The organism is Nocardia albiluteola (genome assembly GCF_018860155.1).
Classification (GTDB): domain Bacteria; phylum Actinomycetota; class Actinomycetes; order Mycobacteriales; family Mycobacteriaceae; genus Nocardia; species Nocardia albiluteola.
Map to the genome: position 1 here is coordinate 462,935 of NZ_JAHKNI010000006.1, position 15,253 is coordinate 478,187.

Here is a 15,253-nt window from a genome sequence, read left to right on the forward strand (position 1 = left end):
CAACATGACTGCGCAAGTATTCCGGGCGGCGGAATCAGCTGACGGCGGCGCTGTGTGCGCGGTGGCCGGCCACGCTCGGGCCGGCCGGGATCCGGGGCGGTGACCCGGCCGCCGTCGCCGATACCGTCGCCGCGCAATCCGTCACGGGCCGGTTCACCAGTCCGGGCGAGATCGCCGACCGGGTGTTGTTCCTGGCCAGCCCCGGATCGGCCAACATCACCGGCGCCGACCACATCATCGACGGCGGCATGATCACCACGACGTAGGGTGCTCGGCAGCGGGACGTTAGTTCACGCAGGGCACCCCGCCGTCCGAATTGGCCTGCACCGCAGGGCCGCTGGGGCCGGGGGCCGACGGCTGGGTTGGTGCGGTGGGGCCGGAGCCGTCGCCGGGGGAGTTGGTTCCGCCGGCGGCGGAGGTGTTCGTGCCGTAGAAGGTGGACTGGATGATCTCGCGGATCTTGGCGGGATCGATTTCGTTGGCGCTCTCGCCGTTCAGGGTGAAGAAGTCCTCGATCGGCAGGGTCTGGAACACCATGTTGCCGCCGGTGAGGGAGCGCAGTTGCAGCGCCATGGAGAAGGCGTTCCAACGGCTGTCGATGACGACGTCGCGCTTTGCCGCGTTCGTCATGTCCGACATCTTGAACGGGTCGAGGATCGTGCCGGCGCTGCGGATGTTGTGCGACGCCGACGCCAGGAATGCCTGCTGGCGGTGGGTGCGGTCGAGGTCGCCGTTGGGCAGGCCGTGCCGCTGCCGCACGAACGCCAGCGACTGGGCGCCGTTGAGGTTCTGCACGCCCGCGGGGAACACCGCACCAGAGTACGCGGAGTCGTTGACGGCGTTGTTCAGACAGACCTTGACCCCGCCCAGGGCGTTGGCCAGATCATAGAAGCCGGCCAGGCTGACCTCGGCGAAGTGGTCGATGGATACGCCGGTGAGATTGCGGACCGTCTCCAGCTCCAGCTTTCGTCCGGCCTCTCGGCCGATGGTCTCCAATTGGTGCTGGTCCGTCACACCCTGCTTGGCCGCGGTTTGTTCCGCGGCGGCCTTGGCGTTGCCATAGGCCTCCTTGATCTTGAGCATGCCGTAGCCGGGCACCTGCACCCCGTCGTCGCGGGGGATCGAGAACGCCTGCGCCTTGCCGCCGCCCGACGGAACGTGGATCAGGATCAGGGTGTTGGTGTTGTAGCCGCCCTCCTCGCCGTCACCGGCGTGGAGCTGGGACAGGATCGCCGGCGGCAGCGCCTGGCCGTTCTGGTCGTTGCGGGTATCCAGGCCCATCAGCAGGATGTTCGTGCCACTGGAGGAGGTGGGCGCGCCGTCCAGGGCGTGGGAGGAGGCCATGGTGCCGGACATGCTCGCGAACAGGTAGGTGTAGTACCCCACCAGAGCCAGCACCAGTACGACGAGCAGCACCAGCACCCGGCGGATGTTCCGCCACCAGCGTCGCGGCGACGGCCTGCGCGGCGCGGTCGGCGGGCGCTGCGGTCTGCGCGGCGGGGGGCCACCGGGGTTCATCGGCCGCCGGGCCCTCGGGTCCTGCGGGGGCCGCGAGCCGTACCCCGGCGGCGGCTCGGTCGGCCGGCGCGGCGGTTGATTGCCCGGATTCACGGGACGCCGCAACCGCATGTTCTCCGGTGGCGGGTAGCCCTGCCCGGCCGGCGGATGCTGCGGCCTGCGCGGCGGTTGGTTGCCGGGGTTCACCGGCCGTTGCGGGCCCTGCCCACCCCGTCCCGACCAGTCGCCGCTCATAAAAAATCCTCCAGTTACGCGGGGTCATGTGCTCGGCGTACGGTATCGAGGCGTTTCCGAGCGATGATGCGAGGGTGGGCCGAGTTGCCGACGGCGATGCGCATGATCGGTGAATTCGCATCGGGCCTCCACTCGCGAGAGACCTCGAACATACGCCCGAAAAGGGCCTCGATGGGGGCACCGCGATACAGGGCCGGAGTGTAGTTTCGGCGGATGGACCTCGACTGGCTGCGCGCCAACCCCGGCAACCTGGGTATTTCCCTGCACCACCAGCGAATTCGGGAAACTCCGGTGCCGGGCGGGGATGTCTGTACCGCGGCGCGGCTAACCCTGGACGGGGGCAGCGAGCTGTTCGTCAAACGGCGGGCCGAGGTGCCCGCGGACGACTTCTTCGCGGCCGAGGCCGCCGGGCTGCGTTGGCTCACCGTGCCCGGCGGACCGCCGGTGCCCGAGGTGATCGCAGTCGACACCGGGGCGATCGCGCTGCAGTGGATCGACCACGGCGAACCCACGCCGGCGGGCGCCGAGGACTTCGGCCGACGCCTCGCCACGCTGCACCACGCTTCGTGCGAGAGGTTCGGGGCTCCCTGGCGCGGCTATATCGCCACCGAACCCCTCGACAACACACCGCCCGGTGCGGATGTCACCTGGCTCGAGTGGTACCGATCGCGGCGAATAGCGCCTTATCTGCGTGCGTCCAGGGATGCGGGTGCGCTCACCGCCGCGGATGTCACGGCAGTCGAGACGGCCCTCGCCGCGATCGACCCGCCGGCCGAGCCGCCCGCCCGGATTCACGGAGATCTGCACCCCGGAAACCTGCTGTGGGGTGTGGAGCGGGCCTGGCTGGTCGATCCCGCCGCACACGGCGGGCACCGGGAGACCGACCTTGCGACTCTCCAGCTGTTCGGCGGCACTCGGTATCTGGATCGAATTATCGCCGCCTACCAGGAGATATACCCGCTCGCGTCCGGCTGGGAGGATCGTATCGGGCTGCACCAGCTGCATCTGGCGCTGGTACACACCACACTCTTCGGCCCCGGCTTCGCGGGTCTGGTGCGCGCTGCGGCCGGTGGGCCGGGGCGGGGGTAGGACGCCGGAGGCGTCAGGTCACCGGCCGACCCGCGAACTCGGCCAGGACGTGGGGCAACGGGATTCGGGCGGGCCGGTTCGGCCGACATGTCGGTGCCCGCTGCGAAACTCGGGGCATGAGATGGGCGGTGGCGCGGACGAGCGAGGGCGGCGCGCGGGTGTGCCCGCTCGATTCCGCCGGTCGTCCGGCGGGGCCGATGGAGTACGCGTCCTCGGTCGCCGAGGCGGTGCGTTCGCGGCCGGAGGCGGAGCGGTGGGTGTGGCGGTCGACCGCCGAGATCTATCGGCCGCTGCTGGCGGCCGGTGTACGGGTGGATCGCTGTTACGACGTGGAGGCGGCGGAGGCGCTGCTGATCGGGCACGAGCAGGGGCAGTCGGGGCAGGCGCGCTCGCTGGCGGCGGCCTGGGCGCGGATGCAGGGCCTGCCCGTGCCGCAGGATGCTCCCGCGCAGGCCGCGCAGACCGAGCCGACCCTGTTCGACTCGGGCCCGGTGCCGCTCCCGCCCGGCACGGACGAACTCACCGCGCTGCTGCGGGTATACGAGGGTCAGGTCGCCCGCACGGCCGCGGCCGAACATCCCGAGCGGATGCGGATGCTCCTGGCCTCCGAATCGGCGGGCATGCTGGTCGCCGCGGAAATGTCGCGGGCGGGGATTCCCTGGCGCGTCGACATTCATCGTGAATTGCTCGATTCGCTGCTGGGAGAGCGCATTTCGGGTGGGGAGCCGCGCCGGATGTCGGAGCTGGCCCAGGAGGTGTCGCGCGCCTTCGGGCCCGGCGTACGGGTACGGCCCGACCTGCCGGGCGACATCGTCAAGGCGTTCGGCCGCGCCGGAATCTCGTTGTCCTCCACCCGGAAATGGGAGCTGCAGGAGATAGATCATCCGGCGGTGGCCCCGCTGCTGGCCTACAAATCGCTGTACCGCCTGTACACCGCCCACGGCTGGTCGTGGATCGAGCAGTGGGTGCGCGGGGGTCGGTTCCGTCCCGAATACCTGCCGGGCGGTACGGTGTCCGGCCGATGGACCACCAATGGCGGTGGTGCACTGCAGATCCCGAAGGTGGTCCGGCAGGCGATCCGCGCGGACCCGGGCTGGCGGCTGGTGGTCGCGGACGCCGATCAGATGGAACCGCGGGTGCTGGCCGCGATCTCGCGGGATCCGGGGCTGATGGAGGTGGCCGGGCGCGGCGAGGATCTGTACGCGGACCTGGCGGCCCGCGCATTCGGCGGCGATCGCGCACAGGCGAAGATCGCGCTACTGGGTGCGATCTACGGTCAGACGTCCGGGGATGCCCTCACCCACCTCGCCGAGCTGCGCCGCAGATATCCGGCGGCGGTGGCGTACGTCGACGACGCGGCGCGGGCGGGGGAGGAGGGCCGCCTCGTGCGCACATGGTTCGGCCGCACCTGCCCGCCCGCCGCATCCTTCGAGCCGATCGACGACGGGGAGGGTTCCGGTGGATACGGCAGTACTCCCGCCGCGCGTGCGCGCGGCCGCTTCACCCGGAACTTCGTCGTCCAGGGCAGCGCCGCGGACTGGGCGCTACTGGTCCTGGCCGGGCTGCGGCACGCGATTCACGGCGCGGGCCTGCGCGCCGAGCTGGTCTTCTTCCAACACGACGAGGTGATCGTGCACTGCCCGCAGGAGGAGGCCGCCACGGTCGCTGACATGATCGCCACCGCCGCCGACGCCGCAGGCACACTCGCCTTCGGCCCGACGCCCGTTCGGTTCCCGTGCACAACAGCGGTGGTGGACTGCTACGGCGACGCGAAATGAACACTCGCCATCGCCGCGCTGGTTGTGCAGCTGCGTGAACAGCGCCATGTCACAGTCGATTTCGGCTATGAGAAAGACGAGTGGGACGGCGAGCCTGATCGCACGGAGGCTCGGGCGCCGGATGGGTGGGGTGGCGGCGCGGGATCGCTTCTGTGAGACGGTCGCCGGTGGATCCGTTCGCGCAGGCAGGCCTCGGGGGTGCTGCGCAGCCGTCTCAGCAGGGCATCGAGGGTGAGCGCGGCGTCGCCGAGCAAGCCGAGAGTCGCGCTCTCCCAGCGGTCCACCCTGGCGGGCGTGTCGTCGATCGAGACGATCGGCTTGTAGGCGGCGATTCCGGTGTGGTCGGAGAACGAGCAGCCGGGCTGTAACGCCCGCGTGCGAACCGCCCACTTCACTACGACACCGCTGCCTGCCCCCGGCGATGCCGCGGGAGATCTCGTGCCTGCGGCCCGAGCGGATTACCTGTGCAGCACACGCCCGTCCGATGAGAGGTCCCATGAAGCAACGGAATCCGGCCCGGCGGCCGCACATTCGGCCACCCGCAGAGCGACGGAGGTGAATCATGGTGTTCGACAGTCGTATTCCGATCGGTGCCGGAGCCGGGCTGATCGGCGGCGGAATCACGGGCGCGGCCGCGATCGCGCAGGGCGCGGCCGGTTCGGCGCAGTGGTGGGGGCTGTGGCTGCTGCAGCGTGACCGCAAACCGCTTCCGGCCGTGGCCTTCTCGCTCGGACTGCTGCTGGGGCTGCTGGACTGGGTCGCTTGGAATTCGACGGCTGTGCCGTTGCTGTCGGGTCACGTGCCCACGTGGTCCATCGGCGCGGCGGTCGCGGGCTACGACGAGTTGGTGCGCACCGGCTTGCTGGGTGCCCTGGTAGGCGTGCTGTACTGCGGGCTCGCCGCGGCGTTCGGGACCGATCCCGAACCGGCGGCATCCCGTAAGCCGCATGTCGTGATCGTTGGCGGCGGCTTCGGTGGTGTCGCCGCGGCGCGGAGGATGGACGCGCTGATCGCGCGTGGCCTCGACATCAACGTGACCGTGATCAGTGATTCGAACTCCCTGCTGTTCACACCCCTGCTGGTCGGCGTGGCCGCCGGCGCGCTCGCGGATCGGCATGTCAGCGCCCCCGTGCGGGCGGCGCTTGCGCACGCGTCGTTCCTGCACGGGCGGGTGAACTCGATCGACACCGCCTCCCGTAACGCCTATGTCACCGTCGTCGGCGGTGGGCCGCAACGGGTTCCGTACGACCACCTGGTGCTCGCCGTCGGCGCCGTGCCGCACTATTTCGACCTGCCGGGCGTGGGCGACAACGCCTTCGCGCTGAAGTCGATCGAGGACGCCGACCGCCTGCGCAACCACGTCCTGGGGGTGCTGGAACGGGCCGACGCCGAACCCGATCCGGCCGAACAGGATCGCCTGCTGACGTTCGTCGTGGTGGGGGGCGGATTCGCCGGCACAGAACTGATCGCCGAGCTGTTCGATCTGATACACGATGTGCGGCACTACTATCCGCGGCTGCACGGCCTGTCGCCGCGCTGCGTGCTGGTGCACTCCGGCGATCGTCTGCTGCCCGAACTGCCCGGTGAGCTGGGCGATTACGCGCTGTCGATCCTGCGCGAACGCGGCATCGACTTCCGGCTGGGCGCCCGGCTGGTCGGGGCGGACGCCCGGGGCGTCCGGCTGGGGACGGGCGAGGAACTGCCGACCGCGACGCTGGCGTGGACCGCCGGAAATCGGCCGAATCCGCTGGCCGGGGCACTCGGAGCCGCCACCGATCGCGGTGCACTGGTAGTCGACGCGACCATGCGTGTTCCGGCGTTGGACGGTGTGTGGGCGGTCGGCGACTGCGCCCGCATCCCGGATCCGGCGCAGACCGCCGGCTGGTATCCGCCCACGGCGCAGCACGCACTGCGGGAAGGGAAGACGGTGGCCGACAACATCGCCGCCGTGATCGGCGAGCGCGCGCCGCGGCCGTTCCGTTTCGGTGCGCTCGGTGTCCTGGTGTCGCTGGGCCATCAGCGTGCGGCCGGACTCGTACTGGGCCGCAGGGTTTCGGGATTCACCGGCTGGATCCTGTGGCGCGCTGTGTATTTGAGCAAACTGCCGGGTGGGGACAAGCGCCTGCGGGTGCTCGCCGACTGGCTACTGGATCTCGTCTTCCCGCGAGACATCGCGTTGATCCGGGATGCGGCGCCCGGTCCGGGCGCGCGCGTGCCCGCGGCAACGCCCGTCGCCGCCCCATCGTCCCGGAACAGGAACGGCCATGAGTGACATCGGTTTCGACCACCCCACCGCGACGCATGCGCCACCGGTCCCCGCGGGCCGTGGCGACGACCGGACCGGGGATCTCACGTTCTGGATCGCCGCGTCGGCCGGGGCGCTCGGGGGACTCGCGGGTGGGCTGGTCTTCGGCGGGGTGATGCTGTCGATCGGATTCCTGCCGACCGTCGCCGCCATCGTGCGCACCGACTCGGCGATCGTCGGGTTCGTGGTGCACATGCTGTTCGCCGCCGTCATCGGCGCCGGCTTCGGCATTCTGGTCGCCCGTCAGGAGCGGCGAATCGGCGAACTGCTGTCGTGGGGGCTGGTGTATGGGGCGCTGTGGTGGCTGCTGGGGCCGCTCACGCTGCTGCCGTTGTTCCTGGGCCGGGCGGTGCGCTGGGATGTGGCGACGGCGCAGGGCCTACTGCCCAGCCTCGTCGGACACCTGCTGTACGGGGCGGTCACCGCAATGTGTTTCGCGCTGCTGACGCGGCGGCGGCGCGCGGACACCGCGGACACCGTCGACCTGCGCACCGCCGCTATAGCGGTGCTGTCCGGAGCGGTCACCGGCACGCTGCTCGCCGCGGCGACCTCGATGGCGGCGGGCGGCTATTCGTCGTTGTTCGTCGGCGTGCTCGCGGGTGCGGGGTATCCGCTGTTGTTCGGCGTCCGCGGGGAGGGCACCGGGCCCGGCATGATCCGGGGCGTCGCGTACGGATTCGTCTGGTGGATCGTCGCCGGGCTGACCCTGCCGTCGCTGCTGTCGGGCTACGGGCTGGACTGGTCGGTGCGCGCCGCCCGGCACGCCGTGCCGACGCTGCCCGGATATCTGTTGCTCGGCGTCGGCATCGCGGTGGTCTTCGGGTGGCTCATGGGACTGGTGCGGGCGGTGTCGTCGGACGCCCTCGCGGAGACGGGCGAGCGGTTGCGCGGCAACCGTGTGACGGGGGTGTTGCACGGCATCCTGGCCGGGCTGGTGGGCGGCGTCGTCTTCACCGGCGTGATGGTGGCGATCGGTTTCCTGCCGCGGGTGGCGGCGCTGCTCGGTTCCGGCTCCGCGGGGGTGGGAATCGTTGTGCACCTGATCATCTCGGTGATCATCGGGATCGGCTACGCGGTCTGGTTCCGGGGCCGCAGCTTCGATCCCGCCTCCGGGCTCGGCTGGGGCGTGAGCTACGGATTCCTGTGGTGGGTGCTGGGGTATCTCACCCTGCTGCCGCTGCTGCTGGGCCACGCGCCGGTGTGGAGCCCGGACTCGCTGGCCGCGGGATTCCCGTCGCTGGTCGGACATCTCGGATACGGGGCGGCGCTGGGACTGGTCTATCAGCGGCTCGAACAACGGGTCAGCCCTTGGTATCTCACCCGCAGCGAGGTCGCCGCCGAACGGGCCCGGGCACGGTATCGGCAGATCTTGGGCTCGGCTCCGGCGCTGTGGAGTCTCGTAGTACTCATCGCTGTGCTGATGCCCGTGCTCGTCGGGTGAGTGAACGGTCGGCCCGGAGGCTTGCGGGGGACCTCCGGGCCGAATCGCTGGTCGGTCAGCGGTATTCGGGGTTCTGGTAGTCGAACCTGCACCCCGCGTCCCAGGCCGAGCGCTGGTTGCCCTGGGCGGGAATCCCGTTGCTGTCCTTCAGCATCCGGGCCAGGTGCAGCAGGTTCCAGGTCATGAACGTGGTGTTGCGGTTGGTGAAGTCGTTGTCTGGACCGCCCGAACCCGGATCCAGGTAGGAGGGACCGGGTCCGGCCTCGCCGATCCAGCCGGCGTCGGCCTGCGGCGGGATGGTGTAGCCCAGGTGCTGCAGGCTGTAGAGCACGTTCATGGCGCAGTGCTTGATCCCGTCCTCGTTGCCGGTGATCAGGCACCCGCCGACCCGGCCGTAGTAGGCGTACTGGCCCGCGTCGTTCAGGATGCCCGAGTTCCCGTACAGCCGCTCGATGACGCGCTTGGTAACGGAACTGTTGTCGCCCAACCAAATCGGGCCGGCGAGCACCAGGATGTCGGCGGCCATGACGCGCTCCTGCAGGACCGGCCATTCGTCGCTCGCCCACCCGTGTTCGGTCATATCGGGCCACACGCCCGGCGCGATGTCGTGGTCCACGGCCCGGATGTGGTCGACCGCCACGCCGTGTGTGCGGAGAATCCCGGAACTGGCATCGATCAGGCCCTGGGTATTGCTGGGCTCCGGGGATCGCTTGAGGGTGCAGTTGATGAACAGCGCACGCAGGTCGTCGTATTGCGTCATATCATTCGGTGGCGCCTGCGTGGGGTGGCGTTACAGCTCTCCGCCGACGGCCTACCTGCCCGGGTGAGGGACAGGCTGCCGACCAAATCGGTGGCCGGGCCCGCCCGCGGCCGATACTGTCGCTCCCATGGAGTGGAGCTTGCGGTCTGCCGAAGAGCTTGCGATCGCGCTGCATGCGGGTGAGGTGACCTCGACCGAACTCACCGACGAGGCGATCGCCCGGATCGAGCGCGACGACAAGGCGATCAACGCGATCTGTGTGCCGGACTTCGATCGGGCGCGGGCCGCGGCGCGCGAGGCCGATGCGGCGCGGGCCCGCGGCGAGGACCGGCCGCTGCTGGGTATTCCGGTGACGGTCAAGGAGTCCTACAACATCGCCGGGCTGCCGACGACGTGGGGGCTGCCGCAGTTCGCGGACTATGTGCCCGCCGAGGATGCGCTGCCGGTGGCGCGGCTGAAGGCCGCGGGCGCGGTGGTGCTCGGCAAGACCAATGTGCCGCCGATGCTGGGAGATCTGCAGAGCGCCAACGAGATCTACGGTGTCACCAACAATCCGTGGGACCCGACCCGGACGCCGGGCGGATCCTCCGGCGGTTCGGCGGCGGCCCTGGCGGCCGGATTCGGCGCGCTGTCCATCGGCTCCGATATCGGCGGTTCGCTGCGCAATCCGGCGCACTTCTGCGGTGTGTACGCCCACAAGCCGACGTTGGGACTCGTCGCGAATCGCGGTCATGTCCCGCCGCCCACGCCGGCGCTGCCGTTCGATCGCGACCTGGCGGTCGTCGGCCCGATGGCGCGCACTGCCCGCGATCTCGCGCTGCTGCTGGATGTGATGGCCGGAGCCGATCCGCTGACGCTGGGCGTCGCGTTCGATCTGGCCCTGCCACCCGCGCGGCACGAGCGACTCGGTGACTTCCGCGTCCTGGTCCTCGAGGATCATCCGCTCATGCCGACCGGCTCGGCCGTGCGGGACGCGATCCACCGGGTCTCCGACGCGCTCACCGATGCGGGAGCCCGCGTCGAGTGGCACAGTCCGCTGCTGCCCGATCCGGTCGACGCCGCGGTGCTCTACATGGAGCTGCTGTTGTCGACCCTGGCCGCCGGTTTTCCCGAGGCCGCCTACGAGCAGATGCGGGTCCACGCAGCCACATTCGCCCCGGACGACCGCAGCCTCGACGCGGCGCGGATGCGCGGCGCGGTGTTCAGCCAGCGCGACTGGATCGCGGCGACCAGCCGCCGGGAACTGCACCGCCAGGGCTGGCGGGAACTGTTCGCGCAGTTCGATGTCGTGGTGGCCCCTATCACGCCGACGCCCGCCTTCCCGCACGACCCCAATCCGGACATGGGGTCGCGCCGGATCGATATCGACGGTGTCGAGTACCCCTTCGGCGACCAGCTCGTCTGGGCCGGCACGGCGACCATGCCCGGCCTGCCCGCCACCGCCGTTCCCGCGGGCCGGTCCCCCGAGGGCCTGCCGGTCGGGGTGCAGCTCATCGGTCCGATGTTCGAGGACCGCACGCCCCTGCGGCTGGCCGAACTGCTCGAGGAGCGGATCGGCGGCTTCGTGGCGCCGGAATAGGGGATGAATCCGAACTACGCCGAAGCGGTCGATGCGGAGCGGGGTGCTGCCCACACGGCGACCGGCGTACCGAACCAGCGGCCCAGTGCCGGTTCCAGTTCCTCCGGCGGACCCGCCCAGCACACGTAGCCGTCGGGGCGGATGAGCATGGGCTGGACGTCCGACCCCCGACCCGTGCAATCGACCCGATCCGACCACGGATCGGCGATCGCACCGAACCGGTCGGCCGGGTCGAGTAGGACGCCGCGGCCGGACCGCAGCAGCTCGTGCACCCGGGCCGAGCCCAGCGGCGCGTCCGGTGCGGGCAGCCCGACGAGCGGATGGTTCTGCGCGCCGGGTATCGGGTAGCGAATTCCCATGCCGGACAACATGTCGTCGAGGTGGTACTGCACGTCTCGCAGCTGTGCCATCGAGGCGAACAGGTCCTTGGCGGCCGCCACGTCCGGGTCGCGGGTGCCCTCCCAGTCCATCAGCAGGCTCTGCGCCTGGACGTTCCGCAACACGGCGGCCGCCACCGGATGCCGTTCGGCGTGGTAGCTGTCCAGTAGATCCTTTGGTGCCCAGCCGGCGACGGCGGCGCCGAGCTTCCACCCGAGATTGAGCGCGTCCCCGATCCCGGTGTTCATGCCCTGCGCGCCGATCGGAAGGTGGACATGGGCGGCATCCCCGGCCAGGAACACCCGACCGTGCCGGTACTGCGCGGCCTGCCGCGCCGCATTGGTGATGCGGCGGGCGTAGCGTAGCTCCAGCAGGTGCACGCGGGACCCGAAGAGACGACTCAGGCCGTCCCGGATCTCCTGCTCGGTGACCGGAATCTCCCGGGGCAGTGAATGATTCGGCCCACCCAGCACCAGCCGCCGCAGCGGCCTGCCCTGCGCGTCGGTGCCCAGCGGGAACGTCGCGGACCAATGGCCGTCCTCGCCCCAGGTGTGCATCGCCGTCTCCGCGCCGCCCAGCCGCACGTCCGCGGCGACGACGGTCGCGGTGCCCGGCCGCCCCGGGAACTCGGCGCGCAGCAGCGACCGCACGGTGCTGTGGGCGCCGTCGGCGGCGGCGACGAAGCGGGCACGCACGCGCTCGCCGTTCGCGAACGTCGCGGTGGCGCCGTCCGCGTCCTGGGCGAGGTCGATCAGGTCGTAGTCGCGCAGGACCCGAATGCCCTGTGCGGCAAGGTGTTCCCCGAGGAATGCCTCGATCGCCACCTGCGGTATGGACCGCCACGGTCGGCGGTGCCGCTCCCGGGTCAGCGGCAGCGGGATGCCCGCGAAGTGGGCGGTGCCGGCCGGGTAGTCGCCGGTGGCCAGCAGCGGTTCCAGCAGGCCACGCTGATCGAAGCTCTCCTGCGTGCGGGACTGCACGCCCCCCGCTTTGGACAATTCGCTCGGCCGCGACAGCCTGTCGACCAGCACGGTCCGCACGCCCGCGACCAGCAGCTCGTTGGCCAACGTCAGGCCGGTCGGGCCCGCGCCGACGATGAGCACATCGGTGTCCATGATTTCTCCCCATATCGTGTCGTTTCCCGATCGCCTCGATCGGGACAGGAGCTACACTCCGCCGGGCGGACCGCATGGGCCAGAATCCGCGACGATGGTGTCGATATTCGACATTGGGTACCGTCGATTCGGTGGAATCCGACTTCGACGAGCTCGACCGCCGGCTGCTGCACGCCCTGCAGCTCGACGGGCGGGCCCCGTTCAGCACCATCGCGGAGGTGCTCGGTGTGTCGGACCGGACGATCGCCCGCCGGTACGCCCGCCTGCGGTCTATGGGTGCGGTGCGGGTGTTCTGGGCGGTCGACCCGATCGCATTGGGCGCGATGTGGTGGTTCCTGCGGGTGCGTTGCGCGCCCGCCGCGGCGTTTCCGGTAGCCGAGGCGCTCGCCCGGCGATCGGACACCTCCTGGGTGAGCCTGTCGTCCGGCGGCACCGAGATCACGTGCGTGGTCCGGGCCGACAACGCGGCGGACAGCGAGGCGCTGCTGCTGGCGAAGCTGCCCCGTACCTCGCGGGTGGAGGGTGTCACCGCGCACTCGGTGCTGCATGCCTTCTACGGCGGTGCGGACAGCCTGATCGCCAAGTTCGGCGTGCTGACCGAGGCGGAGATCGCGCGACTGCGCCCGCCGCCGATGCGTTTGCGACCGGGACCGGTGCACCTCGACGACGGCGACCGGAAACTGCTCGCCGCCCTGGGCGCCGACGGACGGACCGAGCTCGAGCAGCTGGCCGCGGTGACCGGCTGGTCGCCGACGACGGTCCGGCGGCGGATGACCGAGCTGCGCGAGCGCGGGGTGCTGTACCAGGACATCGATATCGACCTGCGTCTGTTCGGCACCGGCACCCGGACGCTGCTGTGGCTCTCGGTCGCCCCCGCGCACCTCGAGCGGGCCGGTGCGGCGCTGGCCCAGCATCCCGAGGTCGCGTTCGCCGCCGCCACGACCGGCCCGACCAACCTCTACGCCAGCGTCGTGTGCGCGAACCAGCGCGAGCTGTACCGATACCTGACCACCCGGGTGGCCGCGCTGCCCGCCATCACCCACATCGAGACCGCCCCGGTGATCAAGACCGTCAAGCAGGCTGCGAACCGGCTGTAGCGCCGGGTTATTCGGTCGCCTTCAGGAGTTCGGCGGTGGCGTCCCACAGCCTGCTCTCCCGCGCGCGGTCGACGGCGAACGGCCGCACGTCACGCTCCCTGTCGACGACCACGAACGCGCCGTCGCGCAGGTGCGACCAGCGGTCGTCCAGGGCGACGGAGGCCAGGGCCGGGCCGGAGGTCCGTGGCGCCGACACTCCGGGGATTCTCCCCACCCCTCGGGCGGCACGCTGCAGTGCAGGGCTCGCCGCGCGCCCCAGGCCGGTACCCGGCATGAAGCCCGGTTCGAAGACGATCACCGAGACACCCTGTGGCACATGCCGTTGGAGCTCGTGGGCATAGTAGAGGATCGCCAGCTTGGAATTCGAGTAGGCGAGGCCGCCGGTCCGCATCGAGGGGGACACCCCGGCCGCTGCGGGCCGTGCCAGCTCGATCGGGTCCCGCCACTCCGCGGCCGCAACACCCAGGATTCGGCGCGGGAGATTCTCGTAATAGGTGTTCGAGCCCAGCAGGACGATGCGCGCGGGGGCGGACAACGAGTCGACCAGATCGCCGATCAGCTGCGCGTGGGCCAGGTGGTTCACCGCGAAGGTCAGCTCGTAGCCGTCCGCCGAGGCGGTGCGGGTATCCAGCACCGAGACCCCGGCGTTGGCCACCAGCCCGCGCAGCGGGCGAACGGTGTTCGCGCCGAGCAGATCTCGGACCTGCCCGACCGCGGCCCGCACCTCGGCCAGCCGCCCGAGATCGCAGCCGACCGCGTGCGCGTCGGCACCCGCGGCCCGCGCCGCGTCGGCGACCTCGGCCAGGGCGGCGCCGGGCCGCCCGACGAGGATCAGGTCGGGGCGTTGCGCCGCGGGCCGATTGGCCATCGCCAGCGTCGCGGCACGCCCCAAACCGCCGGTCGGGCCGGTGATCAGAATGGTTCCCGGGTCGATGGTCGACATGATCCCTCTCCGTTTCGATGACGGGTGGTTGTGGTCATGCATCGAGCGTCCGGCGCGCCCCGGCGGTCAGCCAGTCGTGCGTCTTTCCTGGGAAAGGCAGGGCCAGGATGGCCCCGCCGCAGTGTCGCATACTGGACCGATGGACATGCTGGAGCTCGGCAGCGCGCTGCGCGGCTGGCGCGACCGCATCGCTCCGGCGGCGGCCGGGGTCCCGGTCGGCGGTCGTCGGCGCGCCGCGGGGCTGCGCCGCGAGGAACTCGCTCAACTCGCCGGGATTTCCATCGACTACCTGACCAGGCTCGAGCAGGGACGCGCGACCACGCCGTCGGAGCAGGTCGTGGAATCGCTCGCGCGTGCGCTGCGGCTCACCGGCCCCGAACGAGAGCACATGTTCCGCCTGGCCGGACGCGTTCCGCCGGGACCGGGCGTGGTGCCCACCCGGATCACGCCCAGCGTGCAGCGCCTCCTGGATCGGTTCGCGTACACGCCGGTCGTCGTGTACGACGCCGCATGGAACCTGATCGTCGCCAACGCGCCGTACGACGCCCTGATGGGCCAGACCACGCACTGGACCGGGATCGAACGGAATGCCGTCTGGCGCAATCTCTTCGGGGCCGGCAACCGGACGGTGCGCACCCCGGCCGAGCAGGCGGAGTTCGTATCCGCGCTGGTGGCGGATCTGCGGATGACCGTCGCGAGATATCCGGACGATTCCCGGCTGCGCCGCCTCGTCGTCGAGCTGACCGCGGCCGGCCCGAAATTCACCGAGCTGTGGGAATCCGGCGCGGTCCCGCCTCCGCAACAGGAGCATTCGCTGCACAAGACCATCGCGCATCCCGACGTCGGGCCGATCACCCTGGACTGCGACGTTCTCATCGTTGCGGGCAGCGATCTGCGCATCATGGTCTACACGGCCGAACCGGGGAGCGAGGACGCGGACCGGCTCGCGATCGCGGCGGTACTCGGCACCCAAACCCTCACCGAATAGCAGAGATTCCTCGGCGGCCGTGGCCGGT

The 15,253-nt window shown here is 70.7% G+C and carries 13 protein-coding genes; 8 read left to right on the plus strand and 5 right to left on the minus strand.

Going from position 1 to position 15,253, the window contains the following annotated elements; genetic code table 11:
- Positions 1 to 50 precede the first annotated feature (50 nt).
- Positions 51 to 266: an SDR family oxidoreductase gene (locus tag KO481_RS20505; RefSeq protein ID WP_281066147.1), complete on the plus strand. Its 216-nt coding sequence runs from the start codon at positions 51 to 53 to the stop codon at positions 264 to 266.
- Between the two features lie 19 nt (positions 267 to 285).
- Here KO481_RS20505 and KO481_RS20510 read toward each other — a convergent pair whose 3' ends face one another.
- A complete protein-coding gene (locus KO481_RS20510) occupies positions 286 to 1,752 on the minus strand; it encodes an LCP family protein (RefSeq protein WP_215918777.1) in 1,467 nt (488 codons plus the stop codon).
- 213 nt (positions 1,753 to 1,965) lie between these two features.
- On the opposite strand from KO481_RS20510, the gene KO481_RS20515 reads away from it, so the two are divergent.
- Together KO481_RS20515 and KO481_RS20520 are read left to right on the plus strand one after the other, a co-directional pair.
- Positions 1,966 to 2,841: a fructosamine kinase family protein gene (locus KO481_RS20515; RefSeq protein WP_215918778.1), complete on the plus strand. Its 876-nt coding sequence runs from the start codon at positions 1,966 to 1,968 to the stop codon at positions 2,839 to 2,841.
- A 116-nt stretch (positions 2,842 to 2,957) separates the two neighbouring features.
- Entirely contained in the window at positions 2,958 to 4,619 is a 1,662-nt protein-coding gene (locus tag KO481_RS20520) for a bifunctional 3'-5' exonuclease/DNA polymerase (RefSeq protein ID WP_215918779.1), read from the plus strand.
- Positions 4,620 to 4,684: 65 nt separating this feature from the next.
- On the opposite strand, the gene KO481_RS20525 is transcribed toward KO481_RS20520, so the two are convergent.
- The gene (locus KO481_RS20525) at positions 4,685 to 5,014 is read right to left on the minus strand and encodes a hypothetical protein (protein WP_215918780.1); all 330 of its coding nucleotides are present in this window, start codon (positions 5,012 to 5,014) and stop codon (positions 4,685 to 4,687) included.
- Between the two features lie 167 nt (positions 5,015 to 5,181).
- Here KO481_RS20525 and KO481_RS20530 point away from each other — a divergent pair, with 167 nt between their 5' ends.
- Together KO481_RS20530 and KO481_RS20535 are read left to right on the plus strand one after the other, a co-directional pair.
- Positions 5,182 to 6,891, plus strand: a complete 1,710-nt coding sequence (locus tag KO481_RS20530; protein WP_215918781.1) for an NAD(P)/FAD-dependent oxidoreductase — start codon at positions 5,182 to 5,184, stop codon at positions 6,889 to 6,891.
- Positions 6,884 to 8,365 (plus strand): hypothetical protein, encoded by a 1,482-nt coding sequence (locus KO481_RS20535; RefSeq protein WP_215918782.1) that lies wholly within the window; start codon positions 6,884 to 6,886, stop codon positions 8,363 to 8,365. The genes KO481_RS20530 and KO481_RS20535 overlap by 8 nt, the downstream gene beginning before the upstream one ends.
- 55 nt (positions 8,366 to 8,420) lie before the next feature.
- Here KO481_RS20535 and KO481_RS20540 read toward each other — a convergent pair whose 3' ends face one another.
- Positions 8,421 to 9,125 (minus strand): flavodoxin family protein, encoded by a 705-nt coding sequence (locus KO481_RS20540; RefSeq protein ID WP_215918783.1) that lies wholly within the window; start codon positions 9,123 to 9,125, stop codon positions 8,421 to 8,423.
- A 127-nt stretch (positions 9,126 to 9,252) separates the two neighbouring features.
- Here KO481_RS20540 and KO481_RS20545 point away from each other — a divergent pair, with 127 nt between their 5' ends.
- Entirely contained in the window at positions 9,253 to 10,704 is a 1,452-nt protein-coding gene (locus tag KO481_RS20545; protein ID WP_215918784.1) for an amidase, read from the plus strand.
- Positions 10,705 to 10,718: 14 nt separating this feature from the next.
- On the opposite strand, the gene KO481_RS20550 is transcribed toward KO481_RS20545, so the two are convergent.
- Positions 10,719 to 12,197, minus strand: a complete 1,479-nt coding sequence (locus KO481_RS20550) for an FAD-dependent monooxygenase (protein WP_215918785.1) — start codon at positions 12,195 to 12,197, stop codon at positions 10,719 to 10,721.
- Positions 12,198 to 12,328: 131 nt separating this feature from the next.
- Here KO481_RS20550 and KO481_RS20555 point away from each other — a divergent pair, with 131 nt between their 5' ends.
- On the plus strand, positions 12,329 to 13,294 hold the full coding sequence (locus KO481_RS20555; RefSeq protein WP_308166706.1) for an Lrp/AsnC family transcriptional regulator: 966 nt from the start codon (positions 12,329 to 12,331) through the stop codon (positions 13,292 to 13,294).
- A 7-nt stretch (positions 13,295 to 13,301) separates the two neighbouring features.
- Here the strand turns inward: KO481_RS20555 and KO481_RS20560 are convergent, their stop codons facing one another.
- Positions 13,302 to 14,237, minus strand: coding sequence for an SDR family NAD(P)-dependent oxidoreductase (locus KO481_RS20560; RefSeq protein WP_215918787.1), 936 nt, complete (start codon positions 14,235 to 14,237; stop codon positions 13,302 to 13,304).
- A 139-nt stretch (positions 14,238 to 14,376) separates the two neighbouring features.
- Between KO481_RS20560 and KO481_RS20565 the strand changes: the two genes are divergently transcribed.
- Positions 14,377 to 15,225 (plus strand): helix-turn-helix transcriptional regulator, encoded by an 849-nt coding sequence (locus KO481_RS20565; protein WP_215918788.1) that lies wholly within the window; start codon positions 14,377 to 14,379, stop codon positions 15,223 to 15,225.
- Positions 15,226 to 15,253: the final 28 nt, after the last annotated feature.

Coding starts and splice junctions, on each gene's coding strand:
- KO481_RS20530 (WP_215918781.1), top strand. CDS start 5,182: ATGGTGTTCGACAGTCGTATTCCGATCGGTGCCGGAGCCGGGCTGATC.
- KO481_RS20560 (WP_215918787.1), bottom strand. CDS start 14,237: ATGTCGACCATCGACCCGGGAACCATTCTGATCACCGGCCCGACCGGC.
- KO481_RS20565 (WP_215918788.1), top strand. CDS start 14,377: ATGGACATGCTGGAGCTCGGCAGCGCGCTGCGCGGCTGGCGCGACCGC.
- KO481_RS20540 (WP_215918783.1), bottom strand. CDS start 9,125: ATGACGCAATACGACGACCTGCGTGCGCTGTTCATCAACTGCACCCTC.
- KO481_RS20520 (WP_215918779.1), top strand. CDS start 2,958: ATGAGATGGGCGGTGGCGCGGACGAGCGAGGGCGGCGCGCGGGTGTGC.
- KO481_RS20510 (WP_215918777.1), bottom strand. CDS start 1,752: ATGAGCGGCGACTGGTCGGGACGGGGTGGGCAGGGCCCGCAACGGCCG.
- KO481_RS20535 (WP_215918782.1), top strand. CDS start 6,884: ATGAGTGACATCGGTTTCGACCACCCCACCGCGACGCATGCGCCACCG.
- KO481_RS20550 (WP_215918785.1), bottom strand. CDS start 12,197: ATGGACACCGATGTGCTCATCGTCGGCGCGGGCCCGACCGGCCTGACG.
- KO481_RS20545 (WP_215918784.1), top strand. CDS start 9,253: ATGGAGTGGAGCTTGCGGTCTGCCGAAGAGCTTGCGATCGCGCTGCAT.
- KO481_RS20515 (WP_215918778.1), top strand. CDS start 1,966: ATGGACCTCGACTGGCTGCGCGCCAACCCCGGCAACCTGGGTATTTCC.